This window comes from Stenotrophomonas genospecies 3 (genome assembly GCF_054473855.1).
The window spans coordinates 19,370-39,309 of the sequence record NZ_JBTMUR010000006.1 but is presented as its reverse complement, the minus strand read 5'-3'; the positions used below and the strand labels follow the sequence as shown (position 1 = coordinate 39,309).

Annotated in this window: 15 protein-coding genes; 9 read left to right on the top strand and 6 right to left on the bottom strand. The window is 66.7% G+C overall.

The window, feature by feature from the left end; genetic code table 11:
• Positions 1 to 23: 23 nt before the first annotated feature.
• Positions 24 to 1,484 (top strand): bifunctional 2-methylcitrate dehydratase/aconitate hydratase, encoded by a 1,461-nt coding sequence (locus tag ACX9OT_RS09585; protein ID WP_459001846.1) that lies wholly within the window; start codon positions 24 to 26, stop codon positions 1,482 to 1,484.
• 183 nt (positions 1,485 to 1,667) lie between these two features.
• Here the strand turns inward: ACX9OT_RS09585 and ACX9OT_RS09580 are convergent, their stop codons facing one another.
• Entirely contained in the window at positions 1,668 to 2,687 is a 1,020-nt protein-coding gene (locus ACX9OT_RS09580; protein ID WP_459001844.1) for a WD40 repeat domain-containing protein, read from the bottom strand.
• A 478-nt stretch (positions 2,688 to 3,165) separates the two neighbouring features.
• Here ACX9OT_RS09580 and ACX9OT_RS09575 point away from each other — a divergent pair, with 478 nt between their 5' ends.
• Complete coding sequence (locus tag ACX9OT_RS09575; protein WP_459001842.1) at positions 3,166 to 8,073, top strand: alpha-2-macroglobulin family protein; 4,908 nt, start codon at positions 3,166 to 3,168, stop codon at positions 8,071 to 8,073.
• A 64-nt stretch (positions 8,074 to 8,137) separates the two neighbouring features.
• Positions 8,138 to 10,519, top strand: coding sequence for a penicillin-binding protein 1C (gene pbpC, locus ACX9OT_RS09570; RefSeq protein ID WP_459001840.1), 2,382 nt, complete (start codon positions 8,138 to 8,140; stop codon positions 10,517 to 10,519).
• A 114-nt stretch (positions 10,520 to 10,633) separates the two neighbouring features.
• On the opposite strand, the gene ACX9OT_RS09565 is transcribed toward pbpC, so the two are convergent.
• Positions 10,634 to 11,209, bottom strand: a complete 576-nt coding sequence (locus ACX9OT_RS09565) for a ferritin-like domain-containing protein (protein WP_049421227.1) — start codon at positions 11,207 to 11,209, stop codon at positions 10,634 to 10,636.
• Between the two features lie 29 nt (positions 11,210 to 11,238).
• Positions 11,239 to 11,721, bottom strand: coding sequence for a peroxiredoxin (locus tag ACX9OT_RS09560; RefSeq protein ID WP_032127816.1), 483 nt, complete (start codon positions 11,719 to 11,721; stop codon positions 11,239 to 11,241).
• A 261-nt stretch (positions 11,722 to 11,982) separates the two neighbouring features.
• Here ACX9OT_RS09560 and ACX9OT_RS09555 point away from each other — a divergent pair, with 261 nt between their 5' ends.
• On the top strand, positions 11,983 to 12,876 hold the full coding sequence (locus ACX9OT_RS09555; RefSeq protein ID WP_032127817.1) for a DnaJ C-terminal domain-containing protein: 894 nt from the start codon (positions 11,983 to 11,985) through the stop codon (positions 12,874 to 12,876).
• 88 nt (positions 12,877 to 12,964) lie between these two features.
• On the opposite strand, the gene pilH is transcribed toward ACX9OT_RS09555, so the two are convergent.
• Together pilH and ACX9OT_RS09545 are read right to left on the bottom strand one after the other, a co-directional pair.
• A complete protein-coding gene (gene pilH, locus ACX9OT_RS09550) occupies positions 12,965 to 13,336 on the bottom strand; it encodes a twitching motility response regulator PilH (protein ID WP_005410644.1) in 372 nt (123 codons plus the stop codon).
• A gap of 88 nt (positions 13,337 to 13,424) precedes the next feature.
• Positions 13,425 to 14,420, bottom strand: a complete 996-nt coding sequence (locus tag ACX9OT_RS09545) for a YhdH/YhfP family quinone oxidoreductase (RefSeq protein WP_459001838.1) — start codon at positions 14,418 to 14,420, stop codon at positions 13,425 to 13,427.
• Between the two features lie 153 nt (positions 14,421 to 14,573).
• On the opposite strand from ACX9OT_RS09545, the gene hflK reads away from it, so the two are divergent.
• The 5 genes from hflK (at position 14,574) to ACX9OT_RS09520 (ending at position 19,326) form a co-directional block, all read left to right on the top strand.
• Entirely contained in the window at positions 14,574 to 15,707 is a 1,134-nt protein-coding gene (hflK, locus tag ACX9OT_RS09540; RefSeq protein WP_049401370.1) for an FtsH protease activity modulator HflK, read from the top strand.
• The gene (hflC, locus tag ACX9OT_RS09535; RefSeq protein ID WP_010482785.1) at positions 15,704 to 16,567 is read left to right on the top strand and encodes a protease modulator HflC; all 864 of its coding nucleotides are present in this window, start codon (positions 15,704 to 15,706) and stop codon (positions 16,565 to 16,567) included. Before hflK ends, hflC begins: the two co-directional genes overlap by 4 nt.
• 67 nt (positions 16,568 to 16,634) lie before the next feature.
• The gene (locus ACX9OT_RS09530; RefSeq protein WP_049421230.1) at positions 16,635 to 16,820 is read left to right on the top strand and encodes a DUF2065 domain-containing protein; all 186 of its coding nucleotides are present in this window, start codon (positions 16,635 to 16,637) and stop codon (positions 16,818 to 16,820) included.
• A 434-nt stretch (positions 16,821 to 17,254) separates the two neighbouring features.
• Positions 17,255 to 18,547: an adenylosuccinate synthase gene (locus ACX9OT_RS09525; protein ID WP_006463282.1), complete on the top strand. Its 1,293-nt coding sequence runs from the start codon at positions 17,255 to 17,257 to the stop codon at positions 18,545 to 18,547.
• 116 nt (positions 18,548 to 18,663) lie between these two features.
• Entirely contained in the window at positions 18,664 to 19,326 is a 663-nt protein-coding gene (locus ACX9OT_RS09520) for a hypothetical protein (protein WP_049463117.1), read from the top strand.
• Here the strand turns inward: ACX9OT_RS09520 and ACX9OT_RS09515 are convergent.
• Entirely contained in the window at positions 19,262 to 19,939 is a 678-nt protein-coding gene (locus ACX9OT_RS09515) for a M23 family metallopeptidase (RefSeq protein ID WP_049463118.1), read from the bottom strand. The two genes, ACX9OT_RS09520 and ACX9OT_RS09515, sit on opposite strands and share 65 nt — an antisense overlap.
• Between the last annotated feature and the right edge of the window lies 1 nt (position 19,940).

Sequence of the window (19,940 nt, the reverse complement as noted above, 5' to 3'; positions counted from 1 at the left end):
GCTTTCTGAAGAGGAGATCGACGATGTCTGACAGCCACACCCCATCCAACGAGCGTGCAGCGTGGGATGCGCTGCTGGTGGACATCGTCGATTACGTGCGCGACGCCCGTATCGACTCACCGCTGGCGTTCCAGACCGCGCACCACTGCCTGCTTGATACGCTGGGCTGCGGGCTGGAAGCGCTGTCCTTCCCGGCCTGCAGCAAGCTGCTCGGTCCCGTGGTGCCGGGCATCAGCGTGGTCAACGGCGCGCGCGTTCCGGGCACCCACTACGTGCTGGACCCGGTGCAGGCGGCGTTCAATCTGGGCGCGATGGTGCGCTGGCTCGATTTCAACGACACCTGGCTGGCCGCCGAATGGGGCCACCCGTCGGACAATCTGGGCGGAATCCTCGCCGTCTGCGACTGGCTGGGACGCAACGCGCAGGCCCTGCGCCGCCCGCCGCCGACCGTGCACGACGTGCTGCTGGCGATGATCAAGGCGCACGAGATCCAGGGTGTACTGGCCCTGCAGAATTCCTTCAATCGGGTCGGGCTGGACCATGTGGTGCTGGTCAAGGTCGCCACCACCGCTGTGGTGGCGCAGCTGCTCGGGCTGGATCGCGAACGCGTGCTCAATGCAGTGTCGCTGGCCTGGGTCGATGGCCAGGCGCTGCGGACCTACCGGCACGCGCCCAACACCGGTTCGCGCAAGAGCTGGGCCGCCGGCGATGCCACCAGCCGTGGCGTACGCCTGGCGCTGATCGCGGCAACGGGTGAAATGGGCTATCCGAGCGTGCTCAGTGCACCGACCTGGGGCTTCGAGGCTGTGTCCATGCATGGACAGGCACTGACGCTGGAGCGGCCGCTGGGCAGCTATGTGATGGAGAACGTGCTGTTCAAGATCAGCTACCCGGCCGAGTTCCACGGCCAGACTGCGGTGGAGGCAGCGATCGCGCTGCACCAGCAATTGCGCGCGATGGGGCGGCAGGTCGAGGATATCGCGCACATCGCCATCCGCACCCAGGAAGCCTGCATCCGCATCATCGACAAGAGGGGCCCACTGCACAATCCGGCCGACCGCGACCACTGCGTGCAGTACATGATCGCCATCGCGCTGCTGCATGGGCGGCTGGTGGCCGAGGACTATGAGGACGACGTCGCCGCCGATCCGCGCATCGACGCGCTGCGCGCAAAGATGGCCTGCCACGAGGATCCGCAGCTCAGCGCCGACTATCTGGACCCGGACAAGCGCAGCATCGCCAACGGCCTGAGCGTGCGCTTCACCGATGGCACCGAGCTGCCCGAGGTACTGGTGGAATACCCGCTGGGCCACGCGCGCCGACGTGAGGAGGGCATTCCACTGCTGATGGACAAATTCCGCCGGCACCTGGCCCACCGCTTCCCGACCAGCCAGCAGCAGCGCATCCTGGCCGCATCGCTGGACCCGGTGGCCCTGGCGGCAATGCCGGTGACCGACTACGTGGACCTGTACCTGCCGGTGTAGCAACGCTTTGGTGGATCTGACACCACGCCTGCTCGCCGGGCACGTTGCTCGACCCGCTTTGGTAGGTGCCAACCTTGGTTGGCACGGCCGACGCCAACCAAGGTTGGCGGCTACCGAGGCTTTGGTCCACGCCGCTGTTGGCGGAGGCTCCTCAAAAACAGCGCAACTAAATAGCGAGCCTGATCAAACTACATACGTGGAAAGGCATCCATAGTCGGTCCGTACCGAAATGTTGTTTTCTCCTGACCATGCAATGTGTGCAGTACGGACTAGATGATCCACGGGGAAACGTTGAATTTCCCTCATGTCCGCAAAGTCATAAAGGGCAACATGACCGCGGTGTATGACGGCCAATCGACTGCTATTGCTGTCCAGTGCGAAGTCAGTCCGCGTCATGTCAATGAACTCCGGCCACCCTTGGCGGGATTCGCCTGTTGCCGTGTCCATACACATCAGGCGCCATCGTCCATACTGCTCCAAGGCCAATAGCCAGCACCCATCCGCGCTCCACGCCATCTTGGTGATCATTTCAAAATCACCCTGATGTCGGCGCACGGTCTCCGCCTGTGCGACATTGATGAACTCGATTTCGCCCGGCCTGGAACAGCAGGAAAGCGTCGCTGCGTCCGGAGAGAGCGCGCACACCATCTGCCGGGAATGGCCTCCTACCAACGTGGGCTTGCGAGCGAATTGAAGGATGCTCTCTCGGTCCGCGAGCCTCATTACCGTGATCTGCTCGCCGGAATGCCACGATGCATGCCCGTTGGATGCGGCAAGGAAAGGGGACGACATGATCGTAGGTTCACTGATCCGCTGAGGTGGTGTGCCGTCCGCAGACCAGAGATGGATTCCAGAGTCGAATTGGATCAGGAACTGGTCGCTGGTGGTAGATGCTGCCGACCAGGCGAGGTCGGTCTTGCTTGGCCGCCATCTTTGGGTGACATCAGCGCTTTCGCTGACCAGAAGAAGCACATCGGTTGCTGCACCATGCGTGTCTGCATCCTGATGTTGATTGGTCGCCACCTTCCCATTGCAGCCGGCAATCATCAGGGCTCCCGTGTACCCTCCGCCAATATACCGGTGCATGCTGGGTTGCCCTGCGTCAGCGAAAGGATTCACAAGTACGAAGCCCTTTTTCAGTCGTGACCACTCTTGCTTGATCGCCCATTTCAGTGCTTCTTCGGCATTCGGGAAGTCTTTCAACTGTGACTTCAGCTTTCCAGAGCTTCCGGATGTGATTTCGACGGTGCTTCCGTCACATCGCGTACCCCATACCTTTCCCGTTGATGGTTCCTGAACTAGTCGTACTCTTGTCATTGCAATGATCACTGCGGTCAGGAAGGCCTGATGCCGATGCTACAGCGGTGATCAAGTGCGGGTTGGAGAGTTGGTCAATTAAGGGGCCAATCCGTCACTTGAGGGCGGTTTCAACAACCTCTCTGCCGGGGCGTTGCGCGCCACGATTGTGGGAGCACCCGATTCCAAGGCAGGCGGATTGCCGACACGGACCTATGCCTAGCGCAGCGGGGTAGGGGCCCCTGGTAGGTGCCAACCAAGGTTGGCACCTACCGAGACTGCCGGCCAGCGGCCGGCACTACCCGCACCGCGGCAATTGCCGAATTCGCGTCAACACCTTGACGCGGCCTGCCTATAATGGCCACCTCGATCAAGGAGTGACGACATGAGCGGTCCGGCACGGCGGAAGCGGTGGGGATGGGCGGCGGCGGTACTGGCAGGAGGCCTGTTGCTGGGCCTGGCCGGTTGTCGCAACGACAGCGGGCAGCTGCCCAAGGCCAGTGGTGAGGCGATCACCACCAAAGCCGAGCAGGTGAAGGAATTCACCCTGCTGCGCGCTTACCCGGACCAGAAGAATGACGGCCTGTCGCTGGCGCTGGAGTTCTCGCGCCCGCTGGTCGGCACCCAGGATTTCGACACGCTGGTGCGCTTCGAAGAGAAGGTCGGCACCGACGACAGCAGTTGGACGCTGTCCGATGACGGCCTGACCCTCCGCTATCCGTTCGTCGAGGCTGGCAAGGAGTTCAGCCTGGTGGTCTCGCCCGACCTGCTGGCCGCCGATGGCAGTCGCCTGGGCAAGGAACTGAAGCAGAAGGTGTTCAGCGGCGAGCTGAAGCCGGTGGTCGGCTTCGCCTCGCAGGGCAGCGTGCTGCCGGCCAAGGACAGCCGTGGCCTGCCGGTGGTCTCGGTGAACGTGCCCGAGGTTGACGTCGAATTCCTGCGCGTGCGCGAGAAGGACCTGCCGACTTTCTTCAGCCAGTACCAGCGCGGTGGCCGCCGCGGCAGCTGGGAGCTGAGCAGCGACTACGAGCGCAGCCCGATCAACAAGCTGGCCGAGCCGGTCTACGTCAACCGCTTCATCCTCGGCGGCAAGAAGAACGAGCGGGTGCTGACCTACCTGCCGACCCAGGACATCAAGGAACTGCAGGAGCCGGGCCTGTACTTCGCCCTGCTCAAGCGCACCGGTGACTATGAAGGCGAGTTCGACACCGCGTTCTTCTCGGTCAGCGACATCGGCCTGCATACCCGCGCCTACAAGGACAAGCTGTTCGTGCACACCGCCGGCCTCAAGGACGGCGCGCCGCTGAAGGGCATCGACCTGCGCGTGCTCGACGCCAAGGGCGAGGTGGTACTGAAGGGCAGCACCGACGGCAACGGCAATGCGCTGCTGAACTACACGCTGGATGCCACTCACGTGCTGGTCGCCAGCACGGGCAAGGACACCAGCTTCCTGCCGTTCAACCAGCCGGCGCTGGACCTGAGCGAATTCGCCGTGGCCGGCCGTGACAATGCCTGGTTCGACGTCTATGCCTGGTCCGGGCGCGACCTGTATCGCCCGGGCGAAACCGTGCGCCTGTCCGCACTGCTGCGCGACAACGATGGCAAGCCGGTCAAGGCTCAGCCGGTGTTCCTGCGCCTGAAGCAGCCCGACGGCAAGACCTTCCGCGAGACCCGCCTGCAGCCGGGCGAGCAGGGCTACATCAACTTCGAGCAGGTGATCCCCGCCGAGGCGCCGACCGGGCGCTGGCAGGTCGAGTTCCGCACCGATCCGGCCAGCAAGGAAGCGATCCAGGGCATGACCCTGCGCATCGAGGAGTTCCTGCCCGAGCGCATGAAGCTGGACCTGGACAGCGCGCAGAAGACGCTGAAGCCGGGCGAGGACCTGCGTCTGCAGGCCAATGGTGCCTACCTGTACGGTGCGCCGGCGGACGGCAACCGTTTCACTGCGCGCATGGCGGTGGCCGCCGAACAGCAGCCGGTCGAGGGCCTGCCGGGCTACTTCTTCGGTGACCCGACCCTGCAGTTGCCGCGCGAAGCCAAGGACGTGATCGATACCACGCTGCCGGCCAACGGCCAGCTGCGTGAGGATGTGGCATTGCCGGAAGAGGCCGCCAAGGCCAAGGCACCGATCGCCGTGGTGCTGTCCGGCAGCCTGTATGAAACCGGTGGCCGTACCGTCACCCGTACCCTGAAGCGGGTGATGTGGCCGGCCAACGCGCTGGTCGGCGTGCGCCCGCTGTTCAACCCCGAGGATGGCGCCGACTCCAACGGCAATGCACGCTTCGAGCTGATGCGCGTGGATGCCACCGGCAAGCCGCAGCCGGCCAAGGGCCTGAAGATCACCCTGGTGCGCGAGCTGCGCGACTACCACTGGACCTTCAACGACAACCGCTGGGACTACGATTTCACCCGCCGCTTCGAGAACAAGGAAACGCGCACCGTCGACGCCGGCAGCAGCGCGGTCGCCTTCGATTTCCCGGTGGAGTGGGGCGAGTACCGGGTGGACGTGTTCGACCCGTCCACCGGCCTGACCAGCCGCTATCCGTTCCGCGCCGGCTGGAGCTGGGGCGATGACAACCGCGGCCTGGACGCGCGCCCTGACAAGATCAAGCTGGGCCTGGACAAGACCGGCTACAAGGCAGGCGACACGCTTGAGGTGACGGTGACCCCGCCGCATGCCGGCAAGGGCATCCTGATGGTCGAGACCGACCGCATGCTGTACGTGCAGGACATCGACGCCAAGCCGGGTTCGACCTTCAAGATTCCGGTCACCGCCGATTGGGAGCGGCACGACGTCTACATCACCGCGCTGGTGTTCCGTGGCGGCAGTGCGCCGAGCAAGATCACCCCGGCCCGTGCCGTGGGCGTGGTGCATGTGCCGATGGACCGCAAGGGCCGCACCGTGGCGGTCGGCCTGGTGGCGCCCAAGCAGATGCGCCCGGAGCAGGACCTGCCGGTGACGGTCAGCGCACCGCAGCTGGCCGGCAAGATGGCGCACGTCACCGTCTCGGCGGTGGACGTGGGCATCCTCAACATCACCCGCTTCCCGGTGCCCGATGCCGGTGCGCACTTCTTCGCCCAGCGTCGCCTCGGCATCGATGCCTACGACATCTACAGCCGGGTGATCGAGAGCTTTGATGGCGGTGCCGGCAAGCTGAAGTTCGGTGGCGACATGGCGCTGCAGGCATTGCCGCAGGCCAAGCGCCCGACTGCGCGCGTGCAGACCGTGGACCTGTTCTCCGGCCCGGTGCAGCTCGATGCCAAGGGCATCGCCCGCATCCGCCTGAAGGTGCCGGACTTCAACGGTACCCTGCGGGTGTCGGCGCTGGTCTACAGCGATGACCAGTACGGCAAGCGCGACGTGGAAACCGTGGTGCGCGCGCCGATCCTGGCCGAAGCCAGCATGCCGCGCGTGCTGGCCCCGGGCGACCGCAGCACGGTGACCCTGGACGTGCAGAACTTCACCGGCAAGCCGGGCCAGTTCAACGTGAAGGTGGAAAGCGAAGGCCCGCTGAACCTGGGCGAGGGCAGCCGCAGCGTGCAGTTGAATGCCGATGCCAAGACCACGCTGAGCTTCCCACTGTCGGCACGCGAGGGCCACAGCGTGGCCAAGGTGCGGGTGCGGGTGGATGGCAACGGCTTCAAGGCCGACCGTCGCTACGAGCTGCCGGTGCGTGCGGCGTGGCCGCAGGTGCTGCGTTCGCAGGTGCGCACGCTGGATCCGCTGGCAGCGGTCAGCCTCGACAACAGCCTGACCGATGGCCTGATGTCCGAGTCGGTGAATGCCCGCCTGCTGGTCAGCCCGCTGCCGCCGATCCCGTTCGCCAGTGCGCTGCAGGGCGCGTTGAACTACCCGTATGGCTGTGCCGAGCAGACCACCAGCAAGGGCTACGCCGCGCTGATCCTGGACCAGGCGACGTCGTCGATGCTCGGAGCGGACGGGCTGGATGCCAAGACCCGCCGCGAGCGCATGGAAGGTGCGTTCGGTCGCCTGGCGTCGATGCAGGTGGCCAATGGCAACTTCTCGATGTGGGGTGACGACGGCTACGTGAACCCGTGGCTGACCCCGTACATCACCGAGTTCCTGCTCGACGCGAAGGACGCCGGTTTCGCGGTGCCCGACAACGTGCTGCAGAAGGCGCTCAACCGTCTCAGCGAGGATCTGCTGTCCGGTGGCAATCAGTTCTACGGCCAGGACGACCGCGAGAAGCTGAAGTTCGCCAATCAGGCGTATTCGGGCTACGTGCTGGCCAGGGTCAACCGTGCGCCGCTGGGTACCCTGCGCACGCTGTACGACAACGAGCGCAGCAAGGCGGTCGGCGGCCTGTCGCTGGTCCATCTGGGCGTGGCGCTGTCGCTGCAGGGCGATGCCAAGCGTGGCCAGGCGGCATTGGCCGCGGCCTTCGCCAAGTCCAGCAGCGAACGCCCGTCGTACTTCGGCGACTACGGCAGTGCGATCCGTGATGACGCGCTGATGATCGCGCTGACCCACGAAAACAAGCTGGCCAAGCCGGCCTGGGATGCGCGTGCGGTGGATCTGGGCCGTGGCCTGGATGCGCGCCGCAATGCCGGCTGGATGTGGCTGAGCACGCAGGAACAGGTGGCCATCGCCCGCCTTGGCAAGGCACTGGCCGCCAATCAGAAGGCGCTGGTGGCCGGTGAGCTGGTGATCGGCGGCACGACCGAAGCGATCGGTGAGCGCAAGCTGTTCGGCCGCAACTTCAGTGCCAGCGAACTGGCCAGTGGCGTGCGCTTCACCCCGCAGGGCCAGCCGCCGATGTTCGCCAGCATCGACGTGGCCGGCATCCCGCGCAGTGCGCCGGCACCGGACAACAGCGTGCTGGGCATTGAGCGCAGCTACTTCGGCACCGATGGCAAGCCGTGGTCGCCGCGTCCGCTGAAGGAAGGCGAAGCGCTGATCGTGCGCGTCACCGTCACCGCCGACACCACGATGCCCGATGCACTGCTGACCGACCTGCTGCCGGCCGGCCTGGAGATCGAGAACTTCAACCTGGGCGATGCCAAGCAGTGGGCCGACGTGGTGGTTGATGGCATCACCATCAGCGACCGCGGCGAAGCTGCCGACACCAAGCACGAAGAGTTCCGCGACGACCGCTATGTGGCTGCGCTGAAGCTCTCGCGTGGCAGCAAGGCCAACGTGTTCTATCTGGTGCGTGCGGTGACCCCGGGTACCTACTCGGTGCCGCCGCCGCTGGTGGAGGACATGTACCGGCCGCAGCTGCGTGGCGTCGGACGTAGCAACCCGACCACGATCACGGTGGTACAGCCGTGACCGCGCGGACGGGCCGCGACGGCGCGGCCCGTCCCGCTGGCAAGCTCCAATCCGGCACGCTGCAATGAAGAAGACGATGTCGATCCGGCGGGCGGCCCTGCGCCGCCGGTTGCGGCCGCTGTGGCCGTGGCTGCGCTGGGGCACGGCTGCCACGCTGGCGCTGCTGCTGGTGCTGGATTTCGCCTTCCCGCCGCCGCTGCCGAAGCAGCGCGATACCAGCACCCTGGTGGTGGCTGCCGACGGTACGCCGCTGCGTGCGTTCGCCGATGCCGAGGGCGTGTGGCGCTATCCGGCATCGATCGACAGCGTCTCGCCGCTGTACCTGCAGGCGCTGCTGACCTACGAAGACCGCTGGTTCTGGCGCCATCCGGGTATCAACCCGCTGGCCATCCTGCGTGCCAGCGGCCAGCTGCTGCGCGGTGGTCGCATCGTTTCCGGCGGCTCGACCCTGACCATGCAGGTCGCGCGCATCCTCGACCCGCATACGCGCACACCCTGGGGAAAGCTCAAGCAGATTCTGCGCGCGGTGCAGCTGGAAGTGCATCTGAGCAAGCAGCAGATCCTGGCCCTGTATCTGGAGCGCGCGCCCTACGGTGGCACCATCGAGGGCGTGGAAGCGGCCAGCTGGGCGTACCTGGGCAAGCCGGCGGCGCAGCTGTCGCATGCCGAGGCCGCGCTGCTGGCAGTGCTGCCACAGGCGCCGAGCCGGCTGCGTCCGGACCGTCATCCGGAAGCGGCGCAGAAAGCGCGGGACAAGGTGCTGTCACGCATGGCCGAACTGGGGGCGTGGACGCCGGAAGAGGTGGAAGACGCGCGTATCGAGAACGTGGTGGCGCGCTCGCTGCGGCCGCCGCTGCACGCCGCATTGCTTGCGCAGCGCCTGCATTCGGCGCATCCAGGACAGGCACGCATCCAGAGCAGCATCGACATCGGACTGCAGCGCACGCTGGAAGAGCGCGTGGCCAGCTATTTCTCGACGCTGCCCGAGCGTACTTCGGCGGCCTTGCTGGTGGTCGACAACCAGACTCTGCAGGCGCGTGCCTACGTCGGTACGTTGTCCTTTGGTGACCGCCAGCGGCTCGGCCACGTCGACATGGTGCAGGCCTGGCGGTCGCCGGGCTCCACGCTCAAGCCGTTCCTGTATGCGATGGCGCTGGACGATGGCCTGATCCATTCGGAAAGCCTGCTGGTCGATGCGCCGCAGAGTTTCGGCAGCTACCGTCCCGGCAACTTCGACATGGCCTTCAATGGGCCGATTGGTGCCTCCAGTGCATTGCGGCTGTCACTCAATGTGCCCTCGGTGGACCTGCTGCAGCGGGTCGGGGCCGCGCGCTTCGCCGCGCGCCTGTCGCACTCCGGCATCCAGCTGCGCTTCCCGCCGGGCAGCACGCCCAACCTCTCGCTGATCCTGGGCGGCACCGGGGCGCGGCTGGAAGATCTGGTCGGCGCGTTCGCCGCGCTCAACCGCAACGGCATTGCCGGACGCGTGCGCTACACCGATGACGAACCGATGATCGAGCGGCGCCTGGCGTCGCCGGGCGCCAGCTGGATCGTGCGCGAGATGCTGGAATCGAACCCGCGCCCGGGCTACAGCGTCGGCACCTTCGATATTGGTGGCCGCCCGCGCGTGGCGTGGAAGACCGGCACCAGCTATGGCTATCGCGATGCGTGGGCGATCGGCAGTACCCGCCACTACACCGTGGGTGTGTGGGTGGGCCGGCCGGATGGCACGCCGTTGCCGGGCCAGTACGGCGCGGTCACCGCACTGCCGCTGATGTTCGAGGTGGTGGACAGCCTGCCGCGCCAGCGCGGCGATTCGGCTGCCGCACCGATGCCGGCCAGTGTCAGCCAGGAAGACATCTGCTGGCCCACCGGCGAACGCGCCGAGGGCCTGCCGGCGGCGCTGTGCCAACGGCGGATGTCGGCCTATCTGCTGGACGGCGCGGCGCCGCCGACCTTCCCCGAGCGCGAGGCACGGCGCTGGCAGCCGGGGCGGCAGCGTTACCTGGCCGACGCGCGAACCGGCTTGCGTGTATCCGCTGATTGCCGTTTGCCGCATGAGGAAGTCGCGCTTGAGATCGCGCGTTGGCCGGCGTTGTTGTCACCGTGGCTGCCCAAGGCCACGCGCGCTGCCTCGCAGTTGCCGGCGCTGTCGCCGGATTGCCGCGACGACGGGCGTGAGGCCAGCGTGGCCCTGCACATCGATGGCCTCAATGATGGCGCCACGCTGGCGCGTGCGCCAAACTCGGAACATGGCGTGCGCCTGCAGCTGCGCGCGCTGGGCAGCGAACAGGTGGTGGACTGGTTGCTGGATGGACGCTGGATCGCGCAGACCCACGGCGCGCAGTTGATGCAGCGCGAGTTCGCCGATCCGGGCGCACACACTTTGACCGCGCTGGCGGCCGATGGCGCGTGGACGCAGGTGCGGTTCAACGTTCTCCGCTAGATGCCGGCCTTGGTCGGCGCGCGGCCCAACGCCAACGACACCGCCGTGCTCTGGTAGGTGCCAACCTTGGTTGGCACGCGGCAAAGACGCCCACCAAGGTGGGCATCTACCAGATCATTCCCCGATCCACCCATCCAGCAGGTCGGCGAACTCATCGGCGTGCTCCTCTTCCTGTGCAAGGATCTCTTCAAGGATGCGCTTGGTGGTGGTATCGCGGTCGCCGATGAAGTTGATCATCTCGCGGTAGCTGTCGATGGCGATGCGTTCGGCCACCAGGTTCTCGCGCACCATGTCGCGCAGGTCGCTGCCTTCCTTGTACTCGGCATGCGAGCGCGCGGTCAGCGTGTCGGGGTTGAAGTCCGGCTCGCCGCCGAGCTGGACGATGCGCTCGGCCAGCTTGCCGGCGTGCGCCTGTTCCTGCTGTGCATGTTCGAGGAATTCGGCTTTCACCGCGTCGGCCAGCATGCCCTTGGCCATGAAGTAGTGCCGGTAGTAGCGCAGCACGCATACGTACTCGGTGGCCAGTGCATCGTTGAGCAGCTTGATCACGACCTTGCGGTCGGCGCTGTAGCTGTCGGTGATCGCACCGTCTTCGATATTGCGACGGGCGCGTTCGCGCAGGGTCTTGCGGTCACTGATGCCGGGCACCTTTGCGGCAGGCTTTGCGGCTTTGGCTGGCTTGGTGGACATGGCTGGCCGTTTCCTCTTGCGGTGGAAGATCAGGTTGGCAGGTGCTCCAGCACGTATTCGGCCGAAGACACTTCGAACTGGCCGGGCTGCTCGATCCAGGCCGCACGCACCACGCCATCCACCACGTACAGGGCGAAACGGCGTGAGCGGATGCCCATGCCCGAGGCGCTGGCGTCGAGCTCCAGGCCGAGCGCACGGGTCAGTTCGGCATTGCCGTCGGACAGCATCAGCAGGCCGTCGGGCACGCTCTGGTCGGCGGCCCAGGCCTTCATCACGAACGGGTCGTTGACCGCCATGCAGTAGACATCGATGCCGCGCTGGCGGAACGCCTGGAATTTCTCGACGTAGCCGGGCAGGTGGCGCGCCGAGCAGGTCGGGGTGAACGCGCCGGGCACGGCGAACAGCACCACCTTGCGTGCGTCGAACAGCGAATGCGTATCGAGCGTTTCAATGCCCTCGCGGATGCGCTTGAGGGTCACTTCCGGAATGCGGTCGCCGACATGGATGGTCATGGGGAACTCCTTGCTGGGGCAGGCTAGTGGGCCGGATGGGACAGGGGCGTCAAGACATTGGAAAACCCGTGTGCAGGCCCCATCTTCAGGCTTTGCGGCGGGGGCTTCCAGCCACAGCGTGGCGCATGGGGATGGCAGTCGCATTGCGCAGGATCAGTCGGCCTCACCGGGGCCGCACGAGGGGCGGCGTAGCATCGCCGGCGCGTAGAATGAACCTGGGGCGGCGCCACCGGCGCGGCCGAAGCAGATCGAGGTAGCTGGATGGAATTCAAGGATTACTACGCCACCCTGGGGGTGGAACCGAGCGCGGGCGAGGCGGAGATCAAGACCGCCTACCGCCGGCTGGCACGCAAGTACCACCCGGACGTCAGCAAGGAAGCCGGGGCCGAAGACAAGTTCAAGGCGGTCAACGAGGCCTACGAGGCGCTGCGCGATCCGGAAAAGCGCGCGGCCTACGACCAGCTGCGCGCGCAGGGCTATCGCCCGGGCGAGGAGTTCAACGTGCCGCCGAACTATGGTGGTGCTGGCGGTTTCAATTTCGAGGAAGTATTCGGCGGTGGCGGCCCCAATGGCGGCTTCAGCGACTTCTTCGAGAGCCTGTTCGCGCGCCAGCGTGGCGGTGGTGGCGCTGGTCCGGGGCCGGGCTTCAGCAGCCAGGGCCACGCGCCCAACCGCGACACCCGCGCCAAGCTGTCGGTTCCGCTGGAAGCGGCCTACAGCGGCGACAGCCTGCGCATCACCGTCAACGGCAAGCAGCTGGACGTGCGCGTGCCCAAGGGTATCCGCCCGGGCCAGGTGATCCGCCTGGCCGGGCAGGGCAACCATGGCGGCAACCTCCTGCTGGAAGTGGAATACGCCGCCCACCCGCAGTTCGAGGTCGATGGCCGCAACATCCTCTACACGCTGCCGGTCACGCCGTGGCAGGCCGCGCTGGGTACGAGCATCAGCGTGCCGACCCTGGGTGGAGCGGTGGAATTGAAGATTCCGGCCGATTCCGATGCTGGCCGCAAGCTGCGCCTGCGTGGCCGTGGGCTGCCAGGCAATCCGGAGGGCGACCAGATCGTCGAGATCGAGATCGTGGCCCCGGCCGCGACTGACGAGGCGCAGAAGAAGGCGTACCGGAACCTGGCCAAGGCCTTCGGCGAGACCATTTGAAGGTAGTGCCGGCCGCTGGCCGGCAACTTCATTGCCCGGGACGGTGATGCGTGGTTGCCGGCCAGCGGCCGGCACTACCGCGCGTGCCTCAGCCCTGCCCGGCGAACACCCGTTCCAGCACCTCGGACAGCTCGTCTTCCGAGAACGGCTTGGTGATGTAGGCCTTGGCGCCCTGGCGCATGCCCCACATGCGGTCGGTGTCCTGGTCCTTGGTGGTCACCAGGATCACCGGGATATGCCGGGTCGCCTCGTCGCGGGCGAGGGTGCGGGTGGCCTGGAAGCCATTGAGGTTGGGCATCACCACGTCCATCAGGACCAGGTCGGGCAGCTCGGCCTTGGCGGTTTCGACCCCGGCGGCGCCATCGGTGGCGGTCAGGATCTGGTGCCCGAGCTTCTCGACGATGCGCTGTATCCCCAACAGCTGCGACGGTGAGTCGTCGACGATCAGAATGCGTGCCATGTTGTTCCCCATGTAATGCCCGCAGTGTAGTGCGGGCCCATTACTGGCGGGAGGGGCGCATCTGCCGTCCGTCGCCTGCCTGCGACGTTCAGTCGATCCGCACCACGGTGCGGCCCAGCGAACCGCCCGCCAGCATCCGTTCGAACACGGCAGGAAGGCCATCGAGGCCGACTTCGGCGGTGCAGATGCGGTCCAGCTGCTGCGGCTTCCAGTCACTGCCCAGCCGCGACCACACTTCTTCGCGCAGCCCGCGCGGTGCATTGGCCGAGGACACGCCCAGCAGTGACACGCCGCGCAGGATGAACGGCATCACCGTCATGTCCAGCGTCGGACTGGCGGCCAGGCCGGCACTGACCACGCTGCCGTAGGGCACGGTCTGCGCCAGCAGGCTGGCAAGCATGTCGCCTCCGGCATTGTCGAGGCCCCCGCCGAAGCGGGCCGACTGCAGTGGGCCGGTATCGGCCAACGCCGAGCGTGGCAGCACCTCGGCGGCACCGATGCCGTGCAGGAAGTCGGACTGCTCCGGCTTGCCACTGACCGCGTGCACGGTATAGCCGGCACGGCTGAAGATGGACAGCGCCAGCGCGCCCACACCGCCGCTGGCGCCGGTGACCGCCAGCGGGCCGAGCTCCGGGGCCTGCCGGTTGTCCTGCAGGCGCAGCAGCGCCAGCGCCGCCGTGAAGCCGGCGGTGCCCAGCACCATTGCCTCGCGGGCACTCAGCCCGGCCGGCAGCGCGATCACCGCGCTCGACTCCAGCCGCACATACTGGCTGTAGCCGCCATCGCGGGTCTCGCTGAGGCCGCAGCCGGTGGCCAGTACCGCATCGCCTTCACGCCAGGCCGGGTCGGTGCTGGCGACCACGGTACCGGCTACGTCGATGCCGCCGACCAGCGGGAAGCGGCGCAGGATCCTGCCCTTGCCGGTGCCCGCCAGCGCGTCCTTGTAGTTGACTGAAGACCACTGGGCGCGGATCAGCACCTGGCCGGGGTTGAGGTCGTCGACAGTGAGCTGGGCCAGGCCGCTGCGGTAGCCGGCGTCGTCGTTTTCGATGCGGAAGGCGGTGAACGGGGTGGTGGGGGCCATCGGCGTTGCCTGACTTCGAGGAAAACGCCACCTTACCCCGTTGCCCCCCTTTCGATCCTGCCGATCCGCCCCATCTTGTATGATCGGTGATGGTTTCACGGCTGGTGGTGCGGGAAGGGCCCGCGCCGCAGCCCAAATCTTGATGGAGCGTGCATGGCCTGGAATACACCCGGCGGCAACAAGGGCGGACAAGGCCCCGAGGACAATCGACGCGGGCCCTTCGGGTCGCGCGGCGGTGGCAATGGTGGTGGCTGGGGCGGACTGCCCGGGCCGCTGAAGGACCTGTTCGACGGTGGCATCATGCGTTGGGTGGTTGCAGCCGTGGTGTTGCTGGTGCTGTTCTCCAGCTTCCAGCTGATCGGCGAACAGCAGCGTGGCGTGGTGCTGCGCTTCGGCCAGTTCTCGCGCATCCTGCAGCCCGGCCCGAACTTCAAGCTGCCGTGGCCGATCGAATCGGTCACCAAGGTCAATGCCACCGAGATCAAGACCTTCTCGATCCAGGTGCCGGTGCTGACCCGCGACGAGAACATCGTCAACGTCTCGCTGAACGTCCAGTACCGCATCGACGACCCGCAGCAGTACCTGTTCGGCACGGTCGATGCCAACCAGGTGCTGGAGCAGTCGGCGCAGAGCGCGGTGCGCGAGGAAGTCGGCCGTGCCGACCTCAACGCGGTACTGAACAACCGTGGCCCGCTGGCCGTGGCCGCCGAGGAGCGCCTGCAGGCGCTGCTGAAGGCGTTCAAGACCGGCCTGACCGTGACCGGCCTGACCCTGCAGGACGCCCGTCCGCCGGAAGAAGTGAAGCCGGCCTTCGACGAGGTCAACGGTGCGCAGCAGGTCAAGGAACGCCTGATCAACGAAGCCCAGGCTTATGCCGCCAAGGTCGTGCCGGAAGCCCGAGGCCAGGCCTCGCGCGCCCGTACCACCGCCGAAGGCTACAAGCAGGCCGTGGTCTCCAAGGCCGAGGGTGACGCGCAGCGCTTCAGCCTGTTGCAGGCCCAGTACAAGGACGCCCCGGAAGTGACCCGCAAGCGCCTGTGGCTGGAGACCGTGCAGCAGGTGCTGAGCGAGAACCGCAAGGTGATCGGTGGCGATGGCCGCCAGCTGATCTACGTGCCGATGACCGGCGATACCCGTCCCACCACCTCGGCCCCGCCGGGAGTGACCAATCCGGAGGTGGTGATGCCGTCGCTGCCGGGTGCAGCGGCGGAAGCTTCCCGTGATCCGGGCCGGCCGGTGGGCCGCCCGACCGGGCGACCGAGCGGCCGTGAGGAGGGCAGCCGATGAAGAGTCCTATCTGGATCGCCGTGATCGTGGCGGTGGTGCTGGGCCTGCTTGGCTCGGTGTACGTGGTCCGTGAGGACCAGACCGCCATGGTGCTGAACCTGGGCAAGGTGGTGCGTTCGGACATCAAGCCGGGCCTGCACTTCAAGGTGCCGGTGGTGGAAACGGTGAAGGTCTTCGACCGCCGCTTCCAGGTGCTCGACACCGCCCCGGCGCGTTACTTCACCGCCGAGCAGAAGGACGTCAGCGTCGACTTCTTCGCCATCGGCTACATCTCCAACGTGGGTGACTACTTCCGTGCCACCGGTGGCGATCCGCGCATCGCCAATGCCCGCCTGGCACCGATCATCACCGACTCGCTGCGCAACCAGATCAACTCGCGCACCCTGCAGCAGCTGGTCTCCGGCGACCGCAGCGAGCTGATCGCCGAGCAGCTGAAGGGGATCAACGAAGCGGTGGCCGGCCTCGGCATGCAGATGATCGACCTGCGCATCAAGCAGGTGGACCTGCCCACCGACAGCCAGGTGATCAATGACGTGTACGAGCGCATGCGCGCCCAGCGCAAGCAGGAAGCGGCCAAGCTGCGCGCGGAGGGCGAGGAGCAGTCGCTGACCATCCGCGCCCAGGCCGACCGTGACAGCACCGTGCTGATCGCCGAAGCCGAGCGTGATGCCCAGCGCCTGCGCGGTGAAGGCGATGCCGATGCGGCGCGCATCTACGGCAAGGCCGGCTCGGCCGACCCGTCGTTCTATGCGTTCTACCGCAGCCTGGAGGCCTACCGTGGCTCCATGACCGACGGCAACGGCGTGATCGTGCTCGACAAGAACGACCCGTTCCTGCAGTACCTGAAGAACGACCGCTGAGGTCGCAGGGCAGTACCCCACGGGGCCCGGCCAGATGCCGGGCCCCGTGCTTTTTCCGGAGTCCCCCATGAAAGATCTGTTCGCCGCCGTCTGCCTGGTGGCGGTGCTGGAAGGCCTGTTCCTGTTCGTCGCCCCGTTCGCCTGGAAGCGCATGGCCGAGCGCCTGCTGGACCTGCCCAGCCCGGCCCTGCGCAGCTTCGGCGGGATGGTGCTGCTGGCCGGCCTGAGCCTGCTGTGGTGGGCGCGGCATTGAAAGGGTAGTGCCGGCCAGCGGCCGGCACTACCGCCTGCGTTCACATGCATGGCCCGGCTCTGGTGGATGCCAACCTTGGTTGGCGTTGCCGGCCAGCGGCCGGCACTACCGGGCGGGGCAGCTGACCGACCTGCTCCTGCGTGGCCAGGCTCTGGTAGATGCCAACCTTGGTTGGCATTGCCGGCCAACGGCCGACACGACCGGGCGGGGCGGCTGACCGGCCGGTGAAGCCGTCCGTCGGAAAGGTGGCACCCGACCCCGGAAACCCGGATAATGCACAAAAGCCGGACGGGCCTCCCCGTTCGGCTTTTTCCGTGTCTGGGCCTTCCATCGCCGGCTGCTCCCCGTTTGGAGCCGCCCTCCAGGTGCTGGCCAGCCCCGCCACGGTTCAACCGTCCGCGGCCCCGATGGCCGCAACATATGAGGAGCCCGTCATGGGTCAGTCTGTCGTAGTGTTGGGTGCCCAGTGGGGCGATGAAGGCAAGGGCAAGATCGTCGATCTGCTCACTGAGGAAATCGGCGCCGTCGTGCGCTTCCAGGGCGGCCACAATGCCGGCCACACCCTGGTCATCAACGGTAAGAAGACCGTCCTGCACCTGATCCCGTCGGGCATCCTGCGTGACGATGCGCTGTGCCTGATCGGCAACGGCGTGGTGATCTCGCCGGCCGCGCTGCAGAAGGAAATCGCCGAGCTGGAAGCCTCCGGCGTGGAAGTGCGTTCGCGCCTGAAGATCTCCCCGGCCGCGCCGCTGATCATGCCGTACCACATCGCCCTGGACCAGGCGCGCGAGCGCGCTGCCGGCGGCAAGGCGATCGGCACCACCGGCCGTGGCATCGGCCCGGCCTACGAAGACAAGGTGGCGCGTCGCGGCATCCGCATCGCCGACCTGCATTACCCGAAGCAGCTGGAAGAACTGCTGCGCACCGCGCTGGATTACCACAACTTCGTGCTGACCAAGTATCTGAACACCGATGCGGTCGATTTCCAGAAGACCTTCGACGAAGCGCTGGCCTTCGGCGAATACGTGCAGCCGATGAAGTCCGACGTGGCCGGCATCCTGCACGACCTGCGCAAGCAGGGTAAGCGCGTGCTGTTCGAAGGCGCGCAGGGTGCGCTGCTGGACATCGACCACGGCACCTACCCGTACGTCACCAGCTCCAACACCACCGTCGGTGGTGCACTGGCCGGTTCCGGCGTCGGCGCCGATTCGATCGACTACGTGCTGGGCATCGCCAAGGCCTACGCCACCCGCGTCGGCGGCGGCCCGTTCCCGACCGAACTGGACGACGAAGTCGGCCAGGGCATCCGTGACCGCGGCGCCGAGTACGGTGCCTCGACCGGCCGTCCGCGTCGTTGCGGCTGGATGGACATCGTCGCGCTGAAGCGTGCCGTGGCCATCAACGGCATCAGCGGCCTGTGCATCACCAAGCTGGACGTGCTGGACGGCATGGAAAAGCTGAAGGTCTGCATCGCCTACGAGTACAACGGCAAGCGCACCGAGTACGCGCCGCTGGACGCGCAGGGCTGGGAAGACTGCACCCCGGTGTACCTGGAGTTCCCGGGCTGGAGCGAGAACACCCACGGCATCACCAACTGGGACGAGCTGCCGCCGGCCGCACGTGCCTACCTGCGTTCGCTGGAAGAGCTGGCCGGCTGCCCGATCAGCATCGTCTCCACCGGCCCGGACCGCGACCACACCATGGTCCTGCAGGATCCGTTCGCCTGAGCTAGCGCCGGGTGCTGCCCGGCGTAGGTGACAGGAAAAGCCCCGCGCAAGCGGGGCTTTTTCGTTACTGTGTCGCCAGGGCCAGCGGGAAGCGACGCAATGACCAGGATGTCAGCGTGAAGGGCGAGACAGTCGTGCGGATCACCCTGTGGGTGCTGTGGAGCCTGTGGGGCATCGCCTGCCTGGTACTGCTGCTGGGTGCGGCTGCCAATACCCTGGCGTCGCGCACGCAGACGGTGCCGCTGGTGCTGAGTCCTGGCGCAACCGCCCAGATCACCGTCTACCGCCTCATCGATGACCATCTGCGGCTGCGCCTGCGCTATGCCGCAGACGGTACAGAGGCTGACCCCGAGGTGCTGCTGCGCATCGAAACTCCGACCGATCAGGGAGACTTCCGTGCAGGGGAGCGTTCGGGAGTGGCCGGGCAGGGCATCAATCGCGCGCTGGCTTCGGTTGAGTCCAGCGGCCCAACGGCGTTCTACTTTGGCTATGGCCGCGGCGACGCATTGCCACGCGGCCGCTCATGGCTACGGGTAACCGTGCTGGAGGTGGACCCGGCGCTGGCGGGGCGCGCGGCCACCGTCGAGCTGCAGCCGCCACTGGACCTGTTGAAGCTGACTGACCTGGATTATGTCTGGTTGTGGCCGTTCTTCTTCTGGAAAGTGGCGGCACTGCTCCTGTTGATTCCAGGGGCTGCCTTGGCGGTGTTCACGTTCACTTTGCGGCGCTGGCAGCACCGGGCTTCGAAGCAGGCGGATTCAGCAGTGGGTACGGATTGATCGATTCGCCCTTCCACCACTGTTTCTCCGGTCCCAGCACGTGCACCTCGAAATGCAGGTGCGGGGCCTCAGCGCTGGCGTTGCCGGTACTGCCCACGTAACCGATCACCTCCCCGCGCCTGATCACCTGCTTTTCGGTCAGGCCATCGGCATAGCGCTGCAGGTGCGCGTAGTAGTAGCACCAGCGTCCGCTGGGCTCGAACTGGTAGATCGTCAGCCCGCCACGCTCGCTGTTGAACAGTTTTTCCACGGTGCCATCGGCCACCGCCAGCACCGGCGTGCCGGCGGTGGCCATGATGTCGATGGCATCGTGCACGCGGCCCTCGCTGCGTGCATCGGTGAACGTGTCGCGCAGCTGGGACGCCTGGATGCCCTGCACCGGCAGCAGCAGACCGGCTGGCGCATCCGCAGTCCGCGCGGCTGACGGTGCGGTGGCGGCGGGGGCAGGGGCCGTGCCGAGCGGCGCTACGGATTCCTTGGCCGGCGCCACAGCTGCTGCCGGTTGTGCTTCCGGCAGCGAGGCGGCTACCGGCTCGCCTGCATCGGGGCGCAGCCACCAGCCGGCCCCCAGTCCCAGCAGAACACCCAGCGCGATCAGCTGCGAAAGACGCATC

Coding starts and splice junctions, on each gene's coding strand:
- ACX9OT_RS09515 (WP_049463118.1), bottom strand. CDS start 19,939: ATGCGTCTTTCGCAGCTGATCGCGCTGGGTGTTCTGCTGGGACTGGGG.
- ACX9OT_RS09565 (WP_049421227.1), bottom strand. CDS start 11,209: ATGTCCACCAAGCCAGCCAAAGCCGCAAAGCCTGCCGCAAAGGTGCCC.
- ACX9OT_RS09525 (WP_006463282.1), top strand. CDS start 17,255: ATGGGTCAGTCTGTCGTAGTGTTGGGTGCCCAGTGGGGCGATGAAGGC.
- ACX9OT_RS09575 (WP_459001842.1), top strand. CDS start 3,166: ATGAGCGGTCCGGCACGGCGGAAGCGGTGGGGATGGGCGGCGGCGGTA.
- ACX9OT_RS09545 (WP_459001838.1), bottom strand. CDS start 14,420: ATGGCCCCCACCACCCCGTTCACCGCCTTCCGCATCGAAAACGACGAC.
- ACX9OT_RS09530 (WP_049421230.1), top strand. CDS start 16,635: ATGAAAGATCTGTTCGCCGCCGTCTGCCTGGTGGCGGTGCTGGAAGGC.
- ACX9OT_RS09560 (WP_032127816.1), bottom strand. CDS start 11,721: ATGACCATCCATGTCGGCGACCGCATTCCGGAAGTGACCCTCAAGCGC.
- ACX9OT_RS09585 (WP_459001846.1), top strand. CDS start 24: ATGTCTGACAGCCACACCCCATCCAACGAGCGTGCAGCGTGGGATGCG.
- pilH (WP_005410644.1), bottom strand. CDS start 13,336: ATGGCACGCATTCTGATCGTCGACGACTCACCGTCGCAGCTGTTGGGG.
- hflK (WP_049401370.1), top strand. CDS start 14,574: ATGGCCTGGAATACACCCGGCGGCAACAAGGGCGGACAAGGCCCCGAG.
- hflC (WP_010482785.1), top strand. CDS start 15,704: ATGAAGAGTCCTATCTGGATCGCCGTGATCGTGGCGGTGGTGCTGGGC.
- ACX9OT_RS09555 (WP_032127817.1), top strand. CDS start 11,983: ATGGAATTCAAGGATTACTACGCCACCCTGGGGGTGGAACCGAGCGCG.
- pbpC (WP_459001840.1), top strand. CDS start 8,138: ATGAAGAAGACGATGTCGATCCGGCGGGCGGCCCTGCGCCGCCGGTTG.